Annotated in this window: 17 protein-coding genes; 10 read left to right on the forward strand and 7 right to left on the reverse strand. The window is 60.7% G+C overall.

The annotated features are described in order from the left end of the window. The first annotated feature begins 27 nt into the window (after window positions 1-27). The 8 genes from rodA to CKW21_RS29040 all read left to right on the forward strand — a co-directional run bounded on the left by rodA (window position 28) and on the right by CKW21_RS29040 (window position 7668). On the forward strand, window positions 28-1131 hold the full coding sequence (gene rodA, locus CKW21_RS29005; protein WP_170948762.1) for a rod shape-determining protein RodA: 1104 nt from the start codon (window positions 28-30) through the stop codon (window positions 1129-1131). Window positions 1132-1148: 17 nt separating this feature from the next. Beyond that, window positions 1149-2159: a lytic murein transglycosylase B gene (gene mltB / locus CKW21_RS29010; RefSeq protein ID WP_095197242.1), complete on the forward strand. Its 1011-nt coding sequence runs from the start codon at window positions 1149-1151 to the stop codon at window positions 2157-2159. Further along, complete coding sequence (locus CKW21_RS29015; RefSeq protein ID WP_095197243.1) at window positions 2159-3169, forward strand: septal ring lytic transglycosylase RlpA family protein; 1011 nt, start codon at window positions 2159-2161, stop codon at window positions 3167-3169. The genes mltB and CKW21_RS29015 overlap by 1 nt, the downstream gene beginning before the upstream one ends. 184 nt (window positions 3170-3353) lie before the next feature. Next, window positions 3354-4511, forward strand: coding sequence for a D-alanyl-D-alanine carboxypeptidase family protein (locus tag CKW21_RS29020; protein WP_095197244.1), 1158 nt, complete (start codon window positions 3354-3356; stop codon window positions 4509-4511). 84 nt (window positions 4512-4595) lie between these two features. Continuing rightward, window positions 4596-4871 carry a DUF493 domain-containing protein gene (locus CKW21_RS29025; protein WP_077045559.1) on the forward strand — a complete coding sequence of 92 codons (276 nt, stop codon included), beginning with the start codon at window positions 4596-4598 and terminating at the stop codon, window positions 4869-4871. Next, a complete protein-coding gene (lipB, locus tag CKW21_RS29030; RefSeq protein ID WP_095197245.1) occupies window positions 4871-5518 on the forward strand; it encodes a lipoyl(octanoyl) transferase LipB in 648 nt (215 codons plus the stop codon). The genes CKW21_RS29025 and lipB overlap by 1 nt, the downstream gene beginning before the upstream one ends. 1 nt (window position 5519) lies before the next feature. Next, the gene (lipA, locus tag CKW21_RS29035; RefSeq protein WP_095197246.1) at window positions 5520-6542 is read left to right on the forward strand and encodes a lipoyl synthase; all 1023 of its coding nucleotides are present in this window, start codon (window positions 5520-5522) and stop codon (window positions 6540-6542) included. Window positions 6543-6717: 175 nt separating this feature from the next. Next, window positions 6718-7668: an LD-carboxypeptidase gene (locus CKW21_RS29040; protein ID WP_095197247.1), complete on the forward strand. Its 951-nt coding sequence runs from the start codon at window positions 6718-6720 to the stop codon at window positions 7666-7668. 93 nt (window positions 7669-7761) lie between these two features. Here the strand turns inward: CKW21_RS29040 and CKW21_RS29045 are convergent, their stop codons facing one another. From CKW21_RS29045 to leuS, 5 genes are all read right to left on the reverse strand, one after another. After that, complete coding sequence (locus tag CKW21_RS29045; protein ID WP_095197248.1) at window positions 7762-9084, reverse strand: lytic murein transglycosylase; 1323 nt, start codon at window positions 9082-9084, stop codon at window positions 7762-7764. A 62-nt stretch (window positions 9085-9146) separates the two neighbouring features. Then, window positions 9147-9311: an alternative ribosome rescue factor ArfA gene (arfA, locus tag CKW21_RS29050; RefSeq protein WP_065908951.1), complete on the reverse strand. Its 165-nt coding sequence runs from the start codon at window positions 9309-9311 to the stop codon at window positions 9147-9149. A gap of 209 nt (window positions 9312-9520) precedes the next feature. Continuing rightward, entirely contained in the window at window positions 9521-10558 is a 1038-nt protein-coding gene (holA, locus tag CKW21_RS29055; RefSeq protein WP_095197249.1) for a DNA polymerase III subunit delta, read from the reverse strand. A gap of 39 nt (window positions 10559-10597) precedes the next feature. Next, a complete protein-coding gene (gene lptE, locus CKW21_RS29060; protein ID WP_095197250.1) occupies window positions 10598-11203 on the reverse strand; it encodes an LPS assembly lipoprotein LptE in 606 nt (201 codons plus the stop codon). 88 nt (window positions 11204-11291) lie between these two features. After that, window positions 11292-13898 (reverse strand): leucine--tRNA ligase, encoded by a 2607-nt coding sequence (leuS, locus tag CKW21_RS29065; RefSeq protein ID WP_095197251.1) that lies wholly within the window; start codon window positions 13896-13898, stop codon window positions 11292-11294. 280 nt (window positions 13899-14178) lie between these two features. On the opposite strand from leuS, the gene CKW21_RS29070 reads away from it, so the two are divergent. Further along, window positions 14179-14499 (forward strand): hypothetical protein, encoded by a 321-nt coding sequence (locus tag CKW21_RS29070; RefSeq protein WP_095197252.1) that lies wholly within the window; start codon window positions 14179-14181, stop codon window positions 14497-14499. Between the two features lie 106 nt (window positions 14500-14605). After that, window positions 14606-15367, forward strand: a complete 762-nt coding sequence (locus tag CKW21_RS29075; protein WP_095197253.1) for a YdcF family protein — start codon at window positions 14606-14608, stop codon at window positions 15365-15367. A 167-nt stretch (window positions 15368-15534) separates the two neighbouring features. Here the strand turns inward: CKW21_RS29075 and lnt are convergent, their stop codons facing one another. Together lnt and CKW21_RS29085 are read right to left on the reverse strand one after the other, a co-directional pair. Next, on the reverse strand, window positions 15535-17058 hold the full coding sequence (lnt, locus tag CKW21_RS29080) for an apolipoprotein N-acyltransferase (RefSeq protein WP_095197254.1): 1524 nt from the start codon (window positions 17056-17058) through the stop codon (window positions 15535-15537). A 15-nt stretch (window positions 17059-17073) separates the two neighbouring features. Beyond that, the gene (locus CKW21_RS29085) at window positions 17074-17913 is read right to left on the reverse strand and encodes an HlyC/CorC family transporter (RefSeq protein ID WP_095197255.1); all 840 of its coding nucleotides are present in this window, start codon (window positions 17911-17913) and stop codon (window positions 17074-17076) included. Window position 17914 lies beyond the last annotated feature (1 nt).

The raw sequence follows: 17914 nt of genomic DNA on the forward strand, positions 1-17914 counted from the left end.
GATCGCATGCTCTCCAGCGAGGATGTGATGCGGCGTCGCGCGACGCTGTTGCAACGAATGCATATCGACGGTGTGTTGCTGATCCTGCTTCTGACACTGGCTGCCGGCAGCCTGTTTGTCTTGTATTCCGCCAGTGGCAAAAGCTGGGATCTGTTGGCCAAACAGGCCACTTCATTCGGCATCGGCCTGGTGTCGATGATCGTCATTGCCCAGTTCGAGCCGCGCTTCATGGCGCGCTGGGTGCCGGTCGGCTATGTCATTGGCGTGCTGTTGCTGGTGGTGGTGGACGTCATGGGCCACAACGCCATGGGCGCCACGCGCTGGATCAACATCCCCGGTGTCATCCGCTTCCAGCCATCGGAGTTCATGAAGATCCTGATGCCGGCGACCATTGCCTGGTACCTCTCCAAGCGTACCTTGCCGCCACAGCTCAAGCATGTGGGCATCAGCCTTATGTTGATTGGCGTGCCGTTCATTCTTATCGTGCGTCAACCGGACCTCGGCACTTCGCTGCTGATCCTGGCCGGGGGCGCGTTCGTGCTGTTCATGGGGGGCCTGCGCTGGCGCTGGATTCTCAGCGTGCTGGCGGCAACGGTCCCGGTGGCGATCGCCATGTGGTATTTCGTCATGCATGACTACCAGAAGCAGCGAGTGCTGACGTTCCTCGACCCTGAAAGCGATCCATTGGGCACCGGCTGGAACATCATTCAGTCCAAGGCTGCCATCGGGTCCGGCGGCGTATTTGGCAAAGGATGGCTGCTGGGTACCCAGTCACACCTGGATTTCCTCCCGGAAAGCCACACCGACTTCATTATTGCGGTCATGGGCGAAGAGTTCGGCCTGGTAGGCATCTGCGCGCTGTTGCTGATCTACCTGCTGTTGATCGGTCGTGGCCTGGTGATTACCGCCCAGGCCCAGACCTTGTTCGGCAAGTTGCTGGCGGGCGCCCTGACCATGACGTTTTTTGTATATGTTTTCGTCAACATCGGTATGGTCAGTGGCCTGTTGCCGGTGGTGGGGGTGCCGTTGCCGTTCATTAGCTACGGAGGAACTTCGCTGGTGACGCTGCTGTCAGCGTTTGGGGTTTTGATGTCGATCCATACCCATCGCAAGTGGATCGCGCAGGTTTGAATAAGGTGAAGAGTTCAATGCAAGTAATGCGTGGCTGGGCGACTCGATACGCGCCGTGGGTCGGCCTGGTAAGCATCCTTGGCACTGCGCAGCAAGCGTTGGCCGGCGATTACGAAGGCTCGCCCCAGGTGGCTGAGTTCGTCGGTGAAATGACCCGCGACTACGGTTTCGCCGGCGAACAGCTGATGGGGGTGTTCCGCGAGGCCGAGCGCAAGCAATCGATTCTGGACGCGATTTCGAAACCCGCCGAACGGGTCAAGCAGTGGAATGAATATCGCCCGATGTTCATCACCGATGCGCGCATCGCCCGTGGCGTGGACTTCTGGCGTCAGCACGAGGCCGTACTGGCCCGCGCCGAGCAGGACTATGGCGTTCCGGCGCAGGTCATCGTCTCGATCATCGGTGTTGAGACCTTTTTCGGCCGAAATACCGGTAATTTCCGTGTGATCGATGCGTTGTCGACCCTCGGTTTCGACTATCCTCCCCGTGCCGAATTTTTCCGCAAGGAGTTGCGCGAGTTCCTGTTGCTGGCCAGGGAAGAGCAGGTCGATCCGTTGACCCTCAAGGGGTCCTACGCCGGCGCCATGGGCTTGCCGCAGTTCATGCCCAGCAGCTTTCGCGCCTATGCGGTGGATTTCGACGGTGACGGCCACATCAATATCTGGAACAACCCGGACGATGCGATCGGAAGCGTTGCCAGTTACTTCAAGCGTCATGGCTGGGTTGCCGGGGAACCGGTGGTCAGCCGCGCCGATGTGCGGGGCGACCAGGTGGATGAAGGTTTGACCACGGGTATCGAGCCGGTCAAGACCGTCGGAGAGTTGCGGGCCTTGGGCTGGTCAAGTCATGATGCGCTGCGCGATGATATGCCGGTTACTGCTTTTCGCCTGGAAGGCGACAATGGCCCCGAGTACTGGATGGGCCTGAAGAATTTTTACGCAATCACGCGTTATAACCGCAGCGTGATGTACGCCATGGCCGTACATCAACTGTCTGAACAGCTGGTCCAAGCACGGGGCGTCAAGTAATGCGGGCATTGCCTATCAATAAACCCCTGAAGCTGATGGCATTTGCCGCGCTGGCAGTGCTGCTCGCCAGTTGTTCGACCAGCCGCGCACCAACACAAAAGTCCTCCACCGCTGTGCGCGCGACGCCGGGGCTGGACATCAACCGTGCCCACAAGGATGGCGCGCCCTGGTGGGACGTCGACGTTTCACGCATCCCGGACGCCACACCAACCCTGCACACCGGCCCGTACAAGGCCGCCCCTTACTCGGTGCTGGGTAAAACCTATTTTCCGTTGCAAGAGTCCAAGACCTACGTGCAGTCGGGCACGGCGTCCTGGTACGGCACCAAGTTCCATGGCCAGAACACCGCCAACGGCGAGGTCTATGACTTGTATGGCATGAGTGCCGCGCACAAGACCTTGCCGCTGCCGAGTTACGTCCGGGTGACCAACCTGGACAACAACAAGACTGTGATCCTGCGGGTAAACGACCGCGGGCCGTTCTATTCGGACCGGATCATCGACCTGTCCTACGCGGCCGCCAAGAAACTCGGCTATGCCGAAACCGGCACCGCGCGCGTCAAGGTCGAAGGTATCGACCCGCAACAGTGGTGGGCCGCCAAAGGCCGTCCGGCGCCTTTAATGCTCAACGAGCCGCAAGTCGCGCAGAATAGCGCGCCGGTGATTACGGCTTCGGCCGGTACCGTCGAGCAATGGACGCCACCGCCGCAGCAACACGCCGCCGCCGTTATTCCCGTACAACTTGCCGATGCAAAAAAAAACGCTTCTGCACCAGCCTCTGGCCAGTATCTGCAGGTGGGCGCGTTCGCCAACCCGGACGCTGCAGAACTCCTGAGGTCGAAGCTCAGCGGGATGGTGAGCGCTCCGGTGTTCATCAGCTCGATCGTGCGCAATCAACAGACGCTGCATCGGGTTCGCCTGGGGCCGATCGGTTCGCCGCGTGAAATCCAGCAAGTGCAGAACAGTGTGCGCCTGGCCAATCTGGGTTCGCCGAGCGTTGTGACTGAGTAATACGTAGGACTTGATTGACGGTTCATCTGCGGTTTTGGGGGATGAACCAGGTTGTTGGCTCGTCTAAGAACAAAAACCCGGCAAGGGTTACAGAGTGAGCAGCTGAACACGCGACAGCCCTTAAGAAGCTGTCTGATTAGTTTTTGCCTTCGGGCAAGTTTCCATTAGCGATTTCGAGAGACGGATGAACATCACCACCTTTGCCAAACGCCTGTGCCTTTTAGTCCCGCTGCTCCTCTCACCTGCCGCGTTCGCGGTCGAGATGATGCCGTCGCCACCGCAACTGGCCGCCAAGGCCTACGTGCTCATGGACGCCAGCAGCGGCAACGTGCTGGTCGAAAACAATGGTGACCAGCGTCTGCCGCCAGCCAGCCTGACCAAGCTGATGACAGCGTACATCGCGACCCTGGAAATCCGTCGTGGCCAGATCGGTGAAAACGATCCGGTGACCGTCAGCGAAAACGCCTGGCGTACCGGCGGTTCGCGGATGTTCATCAAGGTCGGCTCGCAGGTGACTGTCAGCGACTTGCTGCACGGCATCATCATCCAGTCGGGCAACGACGCCAGTGTTGCGCTCGCCGAGCACATCGCCGGCAGCGAAGACGCGTTCGCCGACGTGATGAACAAAACCGTTGCCGACCTGGGCATGACCAACACCCACTTCATGAACCCGACCGGTCTGCCGAACCCTGAGCACTACTCGTCGGCTCACGACATGGCGGTACTGGCACGCGCAATCATCCACGAAGACCCGGCTCACTACGCGATCTACTCGCAGAAAGAGTTCTTCTGGAACGGTATCAAGCAACCGAACCGCAACCTGCTGCTGTGGCGCGACAAGACCGTCGACGGTCTGAAAACCGGTCACACCGACGAAGCGGGCTACTGCATGGTGTCTTCGGCCGTGCGTGATGGCATGCGTCTGATCGCCGTGGTGTTCGGCACCAACAGCGAAGTGGCTCGCGCCGCCGAAACCCAGAAACTGCTGACTTACGGTTTCCGTTTCTTCGAAACCCAGACCTTCTATCAGAAGGGCACCGAACTGGCCCAGGCGCCTGTCTGGAAAGGTTCCACCAACCAGATCAAGGCGGGTCTGGCTCAAGACCTGACCATGACCCTGCCTAAAGGTCAGCTGAAAAAGCTCGCCGCCAGCATGACCATGAACCCGCAACTGATTGCGCCAATCGCCAAGGGCGATGTGATCGGTAAAGTCGAAGTCAAACTGGAGGACAAGGTGGTGCACAGCGCCGACCTGATCGCTCTGGATGGCGTCGAAGAGGGTGGTATCTTCCGTCGCATGTGGGATAGCATCCGTCTATTCTTCTACGGCTTGTTCAACTGATAGTGTGCACCTGCATGGCCCCGCGCTGATCCGGCTCGGGGCTATGCCCGTCGCCACGGCTTACGCTTACGAGGCCGTTACGCCATGACCGATACCGAAGTAAAGGCGCCTAAGATCGAATTCCCTGCCAATGATTACCCGGTTAAGGTGATCAGCGACACGGGTGTGGGCAACAAGGACAAGATCATCGACATCGTCAGAAAACACGCAAAGATCAATGATGAGCGTGTGGACGAGCGTCAAAGCAGTAACGGTAAATACACCACGATTCAGTTGCACATCGTCGCCACCGACCAGGACCAGCTGTACAACATCAACAGCGAACTGCGGGCTACCGGCTTCGTGCATATGGTGCTGTGATGTCTCGCACGCTGGGCTTTCGCGAGCTCGGCCAGATGGCTTACGAGCCGGTCTGGCATGCCATGCAACGTTTCACCAACGAACGCGGCAGCGATGCCGCCGACGAGATCTGGCTGGTCGAACATCCACCGGTCTTCACCCAGGGCCAGGCCGGCAAGGCCGAACACTTGCTGTTGCCGGGAGATATCCCGGTGGTGCAGGTCGATCGCGGTGGCCAGGTGACGTATCACGGCCCCGGGCAACTGGTGGCTTACCTGTTGCTGGACGTGCGCAAGCTGGGTTTTGGCGTGCGTGACCTGGTGACTCGCATGGAGTCGTGCCTGATCGAGCTGCTCGCCAGCTACGGTGTGACGGCGGCGGCCAAGCCCGATGCACCGGGTGTCTATGTCAACGGCGCGAAAATCGCGTCCCTGGGTCTGCGGATCCGCCACGGTTGTTCCTTTCATGGCCTGGCCTTGAACGTGGACATGAACCTGGAACCGTTTCGACGGATTAATCCCTGCGGCTACGCCGGGCTGGCGATGACCCAGCTGAGCGATCACGCAGGATCGATTGAATTTGCCGAGGTAAGTGCCCGGCTGCGCGCGCAGCTCGTCAAACACCTCGACTATGCTGAGCAGACGACCCTGACGGGCGGAATCGACTGATATGACTACTGATGCAGTGCAAACCATGATCCCGACGCTGGATGTCACCGAGCGTCCGGCCCCGCGTGCCAAGGTAGAAGCCGGCGTAAAGCTGCGCGGCGCCGAGAAGGTTGCACGCATCCCGGTAAAGATCATCCCGACCACCGAGCTGCCGAAAAAGCCTGACTGGATTCGTGTGCGCATTCCGGTATCTCCGGAAGTCGACCGCATCAAGGCCCTGTTGCGCAAACACAAGCTGCACAGCGTCTGCGAAGAGGCATCCTGCCCGAACCTGGGCGAATGCTTCTCCGGCGGCACCGCGACTTTCATGATCATGGGCGACATCTGCACCCGTCGCTGCCCGTTCTGCGACGTCGGCCACGGCCGTCCGAAGCCACTGGACGTCAACGAACCGGAAAGCCTGGCCATTGCCATTGCCGACCTGCGCCTGAAGTACGTGGTGATCACCTCGGTAGACCGCGACGACCTGCGCGACGGCGGTGCCCAGCACTTTGCCGACTGCATCCGTGAAATCCGCAAGCTGTCGCCGAACGTGCAGCTCGAAACCCTGGTGCCGGACTACCGTGGCCGCATGGACATCGCGCTGGAAATCACTGCCGCCGAGCCACCGGATGTGTTCAACCACAACCTGGAAACCGTGCCACGCCTGTACAAGGCCGCACGCCCGGGTTCGGACTACCAGTGGTCGCTGACCTTGCTGCAACGCTTCAAGCAGATGATGCCGCACATTCCGACCAAGTCCGGCCTGATGCTGGGTCTGGGCGAGACCGACGACGAGGTCATCGAAGTCATGAAGCGCATGCGCGAGCATGACATCGACATGCTGACCCTGGGCCAGTACCTGCAACCGTCGCGTAGCCACTTGCCGGTACAGCGCTTCGTGCACCCGGACACGTTCGCCTGGTTCGCCGAGGAAGGTTACAAAATGGGCTTCAAGAACGTCGCTTCCGGTCCGCTGGTCCGTTCCTCGTACCATGCCGACGAGCAAGCGAAGCTGGTCAAGGCTGAGCTGATGTCGTCCTGATCGACACCCCCTCATGAAAAATGGCCCGCAAGGCTTTCAGTCTTGCGGGCGTTTTTTTGCCTTGCCTACAGTAATGGCCGCCGTTTCCTGCAACCTGCGGGGCGATGAACCCTCTTCTGTTTGTCCCCGTTCCTGACTACTGTGTGTTGAAGTTTCCACTCAGGGAGATTCATGGATGACCGTTCGACCGACCCACACCCTTTGTCCTCATACCCCGGTACCGGCCTTGCCGTCGCAGGGGGTGATCGGCGTCATTGCGCCGGCCGGTCCTGCACCGTTGGACACCGATAAAGCCGTGCAATGGATGCGCGCCCGAGGCTATTCGCTGAAGATTTTTCCCGGTGTCTACGCGAAGGATGGCTATCTGGCCGGCAGTGACGAGGTGCGGCTCAACGACCTGCATACCGCGTTCGCCGACCCCGAGGTCGATGCCATCATTTGCCTGCGCGGTGGCTACGGTACGCCGAGGTTGCTTGATCGCATCGATTTTGAACTGTTGCGCAACAACGCCAAGCCGTTCATCGGTTACAGCGACATCACCGCACTGCATCTGGCGATCAGTCGTTATGCGGGCTTCGTGACCTTCCATGGCCCGCTGCTCAATGCGGATCTTCTGGGTGACAAGCAAAAGCCCACCGAACCTTCGTTTTTCAACATGCTGCGCGGGCAAGTGAAGGCGGGCAGCGTATTGGCGCACCCCGTGGCCTATCCGTTGACCACGATCGAGCCAGGCATCGCCCACGGGCGCTTGCTGGGGGGCAATCTGTCGATAATCGCCGCGACCATGGGTACGCCTTATGAGATCGATGCCGAGGGAGTCATCCTGTTCATCGAGGACATCAACGAGCCGCTGTATCGCGTCGACAGGCTGCTGACCCACCTGCGACTGGCTGGAACCCTGGGCAAGCTGCGTGGGGTGCTGGTGGGGGATGTGGCGGGGGTCGAGGTGCCTGCGCTGGAGCGCCTGCTCAAGCAGACATTCGAGCCGTTGCGGATTCCGGTGTTGTCCGGGTGGCGCAGCGGGCATTGCGATCCGAACCTGACACTGCCCATGGGGGCGCTGGTCAGGCTGGATGCGGGGTGCAAGGAGTTGGCGTTGGAGCAGGATGTAGTGATCAAGCGATAGATCGTAGGCGCCTGATAGTCAGTCTTCGCGAGCAGGCTCGCTTCCACAGGTATCGCGTGAGCCCTGTGGGGGCGAGCCTGCTCGCGAATGCTTTTAGCGGTTTCGAAGGCCTTCGAGCAACTTGTGCGTCGGATAACCATCCGCCGGCCAGCCAAACGACTGCTGCGCGCTGCGGATCGCCTTGCGGGTATTGGCGCCGATAATCCCGTCCGCGGCGCCCGCGTCGTAATTTTGGGCGCTCAGCAGATTTTGCAGCTCGATCCGCTCGGTGCGGCTGAGCGGTAAATCATCCTTGGGCCACATGCCGCTGATCAGGCCCGCGCCATGGAAACGTTCGGACAACAGGCCCACCGCCAGTGCGTAGGACGACGAGTTGTTGTACTTGAGGATCGCCCGGAAGTTATCGAGCACCAGGAATGCCGGGCCGCGATAACCGGCCGGCAGCAGCAATGCCGCGGACAAGTGCTCGGAACCTGCTGGAACCTGGCCGCCATTGGGCAGCGTGACACCCAGTTGCCGCCATTCGGCGACAGTCTTGCGAATGGCGCCATCGGCCAGCACATAGTTGAAACCGCCCGGCAATTGCACTTCAAAGCCCCACGGCTGGCCTTTCTGCCAGCCGGAGCTTTGCAGGTAGTGCGCAGTCGAGGCCAGGGCATCGGTGGAGCTGCCCCAGATATCGCGACGGCCATCGCCGTCGAAGTCCACGGCGTGGGTGTTGTAGGTGGTCGGGATGAACTGGGTCTGGCCCATGGCGCCTGCCCAGGAACCGAGCATTTTCTCGGGTTCGATATCACCCTGTTGCAGAATCTGCAGTGCGGCGATCAATTGCGCGTGGGCGAAACCCGGGCGCCGGCCTTCGTAGGCCAGGGTGGCCAGCGAGTTGATCACTGACTTGCTGCCCTGGAACTGGCCGAAATTACTTTCCATGCCCCATACGGCGACGAGGGCCTCACGGTCAACGCCGTAGCGCTGTTCGATGCTTTGCAGGATGGCGGCGTTCTCGCTGACCAGCGCCTGACCTCTGCGTACTCGCAGCGGCGACAGGGCGCCGTCGAGGTATTCCCACACCGGTCGGGTGAATTCCGGTTGGCTGCGGTCGGCACGAATCACGCTGGGGTCGACGCTGACATTGGCGAAGGCTCGATCAAACAGATCGGCACGGATACCGGCGGCCAAGGCGTCCCTGCGGAAACCGGCCTGCCATTCGGCGAAGGTCTGGGTCGGCTGGATGTCGAGGTTTTCACCGCTTGGCACCACAGGTGCCATGATCGCCGGGGCAGTGGCGACAGGAAGTGTCTGAAGCGGCTGTGCGTCGGCGGCGGTCGGTTTTTCCGCACAGGCGACGAGCAAAATGAGGCTGGAGGCAGCAATCAATTGGCGCAGGTGCCAACGACGGGAAAGACAAAGGGGCATGCACGGGTCCAGGGAAAACGGATCAGGTGCAGACCTTAACATGTTGAGCGGATGCTTGCCTTTCAGGCCGCCAGAAAGTAAGAAGCCTCCCAGCTATTAGACTGGAAGGCTTCGCGGCGGTAGCTGCCTTTGCCCTTGCCGGCTCGTTCCTGACGGCTGCGGAACAGAGGCTGGGCGATAATGGATTTGGCCTTGTTGGGGCCATGCCTGGATGGCTTTTTGCTCATGATGGGCTCTCGCAAGTGAGTGGATTGTGCGGGGCAAATCATCGTCTCAAGTGAGGCTTCTGTCTAGTCCCTGTGGCGAAGGAGCTTGCTCCCGCTCGGCTGCGCAGCAGTCGCAAATGGGCAAACGAGGCTTTTCTGAAGAAGCGCGATGTGTGGACTGGGGTCGCTTCGCAACCCAGCGGGAGCAAGCTCCCTCGCCACAAAAAGCCTTACTCGGCAGGCAACGACAACCGTTGGCCGGCCATCAACAACGTCAACCGACTCAAGCTCATCCACGGCGACCCTGCCGCCTGGCCTTTGATCTGCGCGTCTATGCGCTGTGCTTCGAGTAGCAGCTGTGCCCAGCGTTGCGCCGAATAGCGCTGCAGGGCTTTGCTCATCAGCGGTTTGCGCTTGTCCCAGACGGGCGGCCGGGCCTGGCTGAAGGCTTTGTCCAGCGGTGTGCCCTGACTGTATTGCAGGGAAATATTGGCCAGCAAGCGCAGCTCCCGGGCCAGGGCCCAGAGAATCACCGGGGGTTCGACACCTTCACCCCGCAACCCTTCAAGCATGCGCAGGGCATGGGCGGCTTCACCGTTGAGAATCGCATCGGTCAGCCCGAAGACATCGAAGCGCGCACTGTCGGCCACCGCAGCCTGCACGGTTTCGATGGTGATTTGACCCTCTTCGGCCATCAGCTTGAGCTTTTCGATTTCCTGGGCGGCGGCCAGCAGGTTGCCCTCGACCCTTGCAGCGATCAGCTCGACGGCGTCCTGGGTGGCCGAGAGTCCGGCCTGGGACAAGCGCTGACGGATCCAGCTCGGCAACTGGCTGACGTCCACCGGCCAGATCTGCACGAACTGGGTCTGCTGTCCCTCGACCAGCGCCTTGCCCCACTTGGTCTTCTGCGCGCTGCCATCGAGCTTCGGCAGGCTGATCAGGAGCACCGTGTCTTCGGCCGGTCGCGAACAGTACTCGATGAGCGCGGCGGCGCCTTTGTCACCGGGTTTGCCGGAGGGCAGACGCAGCTCCAGCAGACGCTTCTCGGCGAACAACGACATGCTGGCCCCGGCCTGCAGCAACGTGCCCCAGTCGAAACTGGCGTCGGCGGCAAAGACCTGGCGTTCGTCGAAACCCTGCTGGCGGGCAGCGGCGCGGATGGCGTCGGCGGCTTCCTGACACAGCAAGGGATCATCGCCACTGATGACGTAGACCGGCGCGAGGGCACCTTGCAGGTGTTTGGCGAGTTGGGCGGGGGCGAGTTTCATAAGAGAGGGCGAACGGGGCGCCTGAACGCCCCGTAAGTCTTACTGCTGCGGCAGTTCGATAGGCGACTGACGCGGCGTTTGCGCTTCAGCCTTCTGCGCCGCTTCCAGTGCCGCGGCTTCTGCCTTGGCTTTTGCTTCGGCGGTCTGTTGCAGCTGTTCCAGCTGAGTGGGCGTGATCTGCTGCAGGCGCAGCATCATGCGTTGCACCAGTTCGCGACGCATGTCCTTGCGCGCATCGTTGGCTTCCTGGTCCGAACCCACCAGGTTGTTGCCGTCGTGGATGAAGACTTTCTGCACTTCCAGCTTGTCAGCCATCAGAGACAGGTTGCCTTGGCTGAGGATGTTGTAGCTGAGTACGGTGCTCAGTTGGTATTCGCCGGTACGACCTGCACCTGCATAGCTGAGAATGCGCTGGGTTTCCTGCTCATCCGTTAGCACAAGCTTGAACGGTGCGCCGGTGTAGACCTTGACGCCGCTGCTATCGAGCACCTGGCGCAGTTGCGTCACGGTTTCGCCATAGGAGTTACGGGCGCTGAGGTCCAGTTCCTTGATCGCCAGTTCGGTGGTGCCGGTGCCGCGCAGCTGGAAACCGCAGGCGCTCAACAGGACCGCAAGGCCCATCACCAGCAAGTTGCGTTTGATCATTGTGTTGCTCCCCTTGAAACCATGTGGGCCGGTCAAGCGACCCGAAAGGTTTTACTCGGCGCCAGGCTTGGCCTGGCGCCTGATCCAATTAGCTGGCGACGATGTTGACCAGTTTCCCGGGCACCACGATCACTTTGCGAATGGTCAGACCGTCGACAAAGCGCAGCACGTTTTCGTTGGCGCGTGCGGCGGCCTCGACTTCTTCGCGGCTGGCGCTGGCCGGCATTTCGATGTGACCACGCAGTTTGCCGTTGACCTGAATCACCAGCTGCAGGCTGTCCTGCACCAGCGCGCTTTCGTCCAGTACCGGCCAGCCGGCGTCGATCACCGGGTCGGCGTGACCCAGGCGATGCCACAGCTCATGGCAGATGTGCGGGGTGATCGGGGCCAGCAGCAGCGTCACGGTTTCCAGACCTTCCTGAACCAGTGCGCGATCCTGTTCGGTGCCTTGCGGGGCTTTTTCCAGCACGTTCATCAGCGTCATCACCTGGGCGATGGCGGTGTTGAATTTGTGGTTCTGGCCGACGTCATGGCTGGCCTGCTTGATGGCCTGGTGGATCGAACGGCGAATGGCTTTTTGCTCGTCGTTCAGGCCGGCGACGTCCAGTTTGCCCGGCAGGCCCTGGGTAACGTGCGCTTGAGCCAGGCGCCAGACGCGCTTGAGGAAGCGGTGCGAACCTTCCACGCCGGAGTCGGACCATTCAGCGCTCATGTCAGGTGGCGAGGCGAACATCATGAACAGGCGGCAGGTGTCTGCGCCGAACTGGTCGATCATCGACTGTGGGTCGACGCCGTTGTTCTTCGACTTGGCCATCTTCTCGGTGCCACCGATTTCCACCGGCAGGCCGTCTGCGATCAGCTTGGCGCTGATGACCTTGGCCTTGCTGTCGCGTTCGAGTTCGACGTCAGCCGGGTTGAACCAGGTGTAGGCACCATTGGCTTCGCGACGATAGTAGGTCTCGGCGATCACCATGCCCTGGGTCAGCAGGTTCTTGAACGGCTCGTTGGAACTCACCAGGCCTTCGTCGCGCATCAGCTTGTGGAAGAAGCGTGCGTAGAGCAGGTGAAGAATCGCGTGTTCGATACCGCCGATGTACTGATCCACCGGCAACCAGTGGTCAGCCGCCGATTTCTCAACCAGGCCACCTTCAAAGTGCGGCGAGGCGTAGCGAGCGTAGTACCACGAGGACTCGACAAAGGTGTCCATGGTGTCGGTTTCACGCTTGGCAGGCTGGCCGCATTTCGGGCAGCTGCATTCGTAGAACTCGGGCATGCGTGCCAGTGGCGACCCGGCGCCGTCGGGTACGACGTCTTCCGGCAGCACGACCGGCAGTTGATCTTCCGGTACCGGCACATCACCGCAGCTATTGCAGTGGATGATCGGGATCGGGCAACCCCAGTAGCGCTGACGGCTGATACCCCAGTCGCGCAGACGGAACTGGGTGCGCGAGGCACCGAGGTTTTTCTTGATCAGCGCCACTTCGATGGCGTCGAAGGCGCCGACGAAATCGAGGCCGTCGAACTCGCCGGAATTGATCAGCGTGCCGTGCTCGCCGTAGGCGTCCTGCCATGGGGCCGGGTTGGTGTCGCCCGAGCTGGTGCGCACCACGGATTTGACCGGCAGGTTGTACTTGTGGGCGAACTCGAAATCACGTTCGTCGTGAGCCGGAACCGCCATCACCGCTCCATCGCCGTAGTGCATCAGCACGTAGTTGGCGACCCATACCGGCAGTTTTTCGCCGGTCAGCGGGTGCTCGACGAACAAGCCGGTCGGCAGGCCTTTTTTCTCCTGGGTGGCGACGTCGGCTTCTGCGACGCTGCCGCCCTTGCATTCGGCGATGAACGCTTGCAGGTCAGGATTGTTCTGCGCGGCCAGGGTGGCCAGGTGGTGTTCGGCGGCCACGGCGACGTAAGTCGCTCCCATCAGGGTGTCCGGGCGGGTGGTGAAGACTTTCAGCGCGCCGGTTTCGCCGATGGAGTCGACGTTGTACGGGAACTGCACTTCCATGCCGCGGGATTTGCCGATCCAGTTGCGCTGCATGGTCTTGACCTGTTCAGGCCAGCCAGTCAGTTCATCGAGGCTCTCCAGCAGCTCATCCGCGTAGGCGGTGATCTTGAAGTAGTACATCGGGATTTCGCGCTTTTCGATCAGCGCGCCGGAACGCCAGCCGCGACCGTCGATCACCTGTTCGTTGGCCAGAACGGTCTGGTCCACCGGGTCCCAGTTCACGGTGCCGCTTTTTTTGTAAATCACGCCTTTTTCGAACAGGCGGGTGAACAGCCATTGTTCCCAGCGGTAGTAGTCCGGCTTGCAGGTGGTCACTTCGCGCGACCAGTCCACCGCCAGGCCCAGGCTGCGCAGCTGGCTTTTCATGTAGGCGATGTTTTCGTAGGTCCATTTGGCGGGCGCTACGTTGTTCTTCATCGCGGCGTTTTCCGCCGGCATGCCGAAGGCGTCCCAGCCCATGGGTTGCAGGACGTTCTTGCCTTGCATGCGCTGATAGCGGGAGATCACGTCGCCGATGGTGTAGTTGCGCACGTGCCCCATGTGTAGCTTGCCGCTGGGGTAAGGGAACATCGACAGGCAGTAGTAGGTCTCCTTGCCTGGCTGTTCACTGACTTCAAAGGACTTTCGCTCGTCCCAGAACGACTGGGCGGCGGCTTCGATTTCACGGGGCTGATATTGTTCGTGCATGGCTACTTTTGAACTGAATAGGGGTGGCCTAATCCTCTTCAATGCAACGCTGGACGATGAATGCGCCAATTCGGCGTTTCGGTGCCCAGGCGAGCTGGAAGTGGAGTTACAGGAAGCGCCGTAGCATACATGACCGCACTCGACCGAGGGAAACCCTGATTACTGCCGCGCGTCTCGTGAAAACGGCTGCGAGGGCCGTTGGTCGCGGCGCTCAGCCGGTTTGTGCATGGAAGCTAAGCTCTAACTGGGGAGTAGGTCTTATCTTCCAATGAGGTGAGGGATGGTTGAGTCACAGCAAAAAGCTACAAAACCGGAGCTGTACGAAAGACTGATCGATCGTCTGGGCATGGCCCTGGAGGCGGCAAAAACCGCTGGTCGGCTGCGCGACGAACGCCCACTGGAACTGGAGTTGCGCGGCTTGAGCCCCGCAGAATTTGCCCTGGTCAAGGCGTATCTGGATCGTAGTGAACGTGAGACACACGGATGCTTGTCCGAGGCAGTCAAGCAACTTGACGCACCACGTTCGGCCAAGATCATCTGGCTCAAGGATAAAGTACCTGGCAGAGACGCGGTAAAGGTCCGGTCACTGCGGTGCAAATAGGGCAACAGAGCCATGCTCCATGATTTTCTGAAGCATAGTCCTTCCGTATTTATTGTCGCATCGCGTCAACCCACTTAGGCTTCGAGCATCTTCATGGAGATGCTCGATGCCTTTTCGTTATTTTGTGAAACAACTTCTCTTGCCCCCCGGCATCCTGTTGCTGCTGCTTTTGCTTGCCTGGTGCTTGCGTCGCTCAAGACCGCGGCTCGCCGGTGTGTGCTTTGCCCTGGGGCTAGGTGGCTTCTGGTTGATGAGCCTGCCGATTGTCGTGCAGTGGAGCGCCGAAATGCTGGAGCGTGAGCCCCCGCTGGCGTTCGAGGCGTGGGCGACACTGAGTCAGCACGCCGATGCGATCGTAATTCTGGGCTCGGGGCGCGAGCGGGGCGATCCAGCGTGGGGAGACGATCAGCCGACCGGTGTTGGTCTTGAGCGCCAACGCTATGCGGCGCGTCTGGCCAAGGCCTCGGGTTTGCCGATTCTGACCAGTGGCGGCCTGCATTACGGCACGCCACCGACCGAAGCCCGATTGATGGCTGATTCATTGCGCGATGACTTTGGCGTGCCTGTTCGCTGGCAGGAAGGGCGTAGCCGTACGACCTGGGAGAACGCGCAGTTCAGCGCACAGGTGCTGTTGCCCGAAGGAATCAAGCGAGTGGTGCTTGTGACTCAGGCCTGGCATATGCCGCGAGCGGTCTGGAGTTTCCAGAAGGCCGGGTTTGAGGTGGTGCCGGCGCCAATGGGCTTTTTAGGTGTGGATAACGCTCGGCCGTTTGGTGGCTGGTTGCCGGAGTTCAAGTCGATCTGGCAAAGCGGGCAATTGATGAATGAGGCGGTGGGGCAGGTCGGGTATTCGCTGTTTTATCGCTGAAGTGAGGAGATAGCGCTAAACCATGTGGCGAGGGAGCTTGCTCCCGTTCGGTCGCGCAGCGACCGTAAACCTGCAGAGGACCTTTTTCTGGGCGTACCACATACGCCGCTTTCAGGGCTGCTTCGCAGCCCAGCGGGAGCAAGCTCCCTCGCCACAATTACTGTTCTTCAGACGGTTTTGGCCATCCGGTTAGCCACCAGCGCCCAGCCAAACAACAACACGCAGACAATGATCAACGGCCACGAGCGCCATTGCAGATAAGGCGTCAGGTTGTGCATCGGCACGACTTCGCCATACAGGATGCCGCGTTCGAACTGCGGGATCTGCACGGTGATCTGGCCGAACGGGTTGATCAGGCCGGTCACGCCATTGTTGGTGGCGCGGATCATCCAGCGACCGGCCTCAAGTGCGCGCATCTGGGCCATCTGCAAGTGTTGCAGCGGACCAATGGACGTGCCGAACCAGGTGTCGTTGCTGATGGTCAGCAGCAGATCGCTTTGGGCGGCCAGGCCGGCGGCGAACTCCGGGTACACCACTTCGTAACAGATGAAGGGCGCAATCTGGTAGCCCTTGGCTTGCAGCATGGCCTGATCGGCAGGGCCACGGGCAAAGTCCGACATCGGCAGGTCGAAGAAGGCGATCAGTCCGCGCAGCACATCTTGCAGTGGAACGTATTCGCCGAAGGGCACCAGTTTCTGCTTGAGGTAAGTGCCATCGCCTTCGCCGACCACTGTGATGCCGTTGAAGTAGCGTTTTTCCTGGTGGACGATTTCACGGATCGGAACACCGGTAATCATCGCCGAGTCCCGCTCCGCCGCGAATTTACCCATCATGTCCAGGTAACCTTGGGCAGACTCCTTGAGCACCGGGATCGCGGTTTCAGGCCAGATCAGCAGGTCGACGCGTTTGGAGGTGAAGCTCATGTCGCGGTACAGCTCCAACTGTGCATTGAGCTGCGCCGGGTCCCACTTCATGTTTTGTTCGATGTTGCCCTGAATCGCTGCAACGCTCAGCGGCGCGCCCGCGGGACTGGTCCAGGCATGATGTTTGAGTGCGATACCAGCCACCCATGGGCCGACCAGCAGCAGGGCGCCCAGCGCGATGAAAGCCTTGCGACCGCCACGGGCCAGGCGCAAGCCGTTGTAGATCAGCGCGGCGGTCAGGGCCAGCGTGAAGGAAATCAGCCACATGCCGCCTACGGGGGCGAGCCCGGCCAGGGGGCCGTCGAGTTGGCTGTAACCGGAATAGAGCCACGGGAAGCCGGTGAGGAACCAGCCGCGAAACGCTTCCTGGCCAACCCACAGTGCCGCGAAAGCCAGGGCATCGGCCAAGGGCGCCTCGTTGCGCCGCAGCCAGCGCGCCCAGATCCACGCCGGCAAGGCGAAGAACCAGGCGATTGCCGCAGTGAAAATCAGCATCAGGAACCCGGCCAGCAGCACGGAGGCGCCACCGAAATGGTGAATGCTGTAATAGATCCAGCTGGTACCGGCGCCAAACAGGCCGAAACCGAAACACCAGCCACGGCCGAGTGCCTGGCGGGGGCTCAGTTCACGCATGCCTGCGTAGAAAAGCCCGACCGCCAGCAGTGCCAGCGGCCAGATATCGAAAGGCGCCAGGGCCAGGGTGGTGATTGCACCGGCCGCCATGGCCAGCAGGTTACCGGGCCAGCCGGGGCGGGTTATCCAGCGCATTTCTATCCTTAGTGTTTACCGAGCAATAGGCGTCAGGCGCAGCAAATGAATCCGACGGCTGTCGGCGTTCAGGATGCGGAAACGATAGGTGCCGATTTCAGTGATTTCGTTGCGTTTCGGCAAGTGCCCGAACGCACTCATCACCAGGCCGCCAACCGTGTCGAACTCGTCGTCGGAGAATTCGCTGTCGAAGAACTCGTTGAAGTTCTCGATCGGTGTCAGGGCCTTGATCAGGAAATCACCGCTGGGCAGCGGCTTGATGTAGCTGTCTTCTTCAACGTCGTGCTCGTCTTCGATGTCGCCGACGATCTGCTCCAGTACGTCTTCGATGGTCACCAGGCCTGCCACGCCGCCGTATTCGTCGATGACGATGGCCATGTGGTTGTGGTTGGCGCGGAATTCGCGCAGCAGCACGTTCAGGCGCTTGGACTCCGGCACGAAGGTGGCCGGGCGCAGCAGATCCTTGATGTTGAAGTGGTCGCCGTTCTCCTTGAGGATCAGCGGCAGCAAGTCCTTGGCCAGCAACACGCCCATCACGTCATCATGGCTTTCGCCGATCACCGGGTAGCGGGAGTGGGCCGAGTCGACCACGGCAGGCAGGAACTCGCGGGGTGTCTGGGTTGCCTTGATGCTGATCATCTGCGAGCGCGGGACCATGATGTCCCGGACCTGCAGGTCAGCTACCTGGATGGCGCCTTCGACGATGGCCAGCGCTTCGCTGTCCAACAGTTTGTTCTGGTGTGCATCGCGCAGCAGTTCCAGCAGCTCCTGGCGGTTCTTCGGCTCGTGGGCAAAAGCCTGGGTGAGCTTACCCAGCCATGACTTCTGCCCGTTGCTCGATCGATCTTCGCTCATA

The organism is Pseudomonas sp. Irchel 3A7 (genome assembly GCF_900187565.1).
GTDB lineage: Bacteria > Pseudomonadota > Gammaproteobacteria > Pseudomonadales > Pseudomonadaceae > Aquipseudomonas.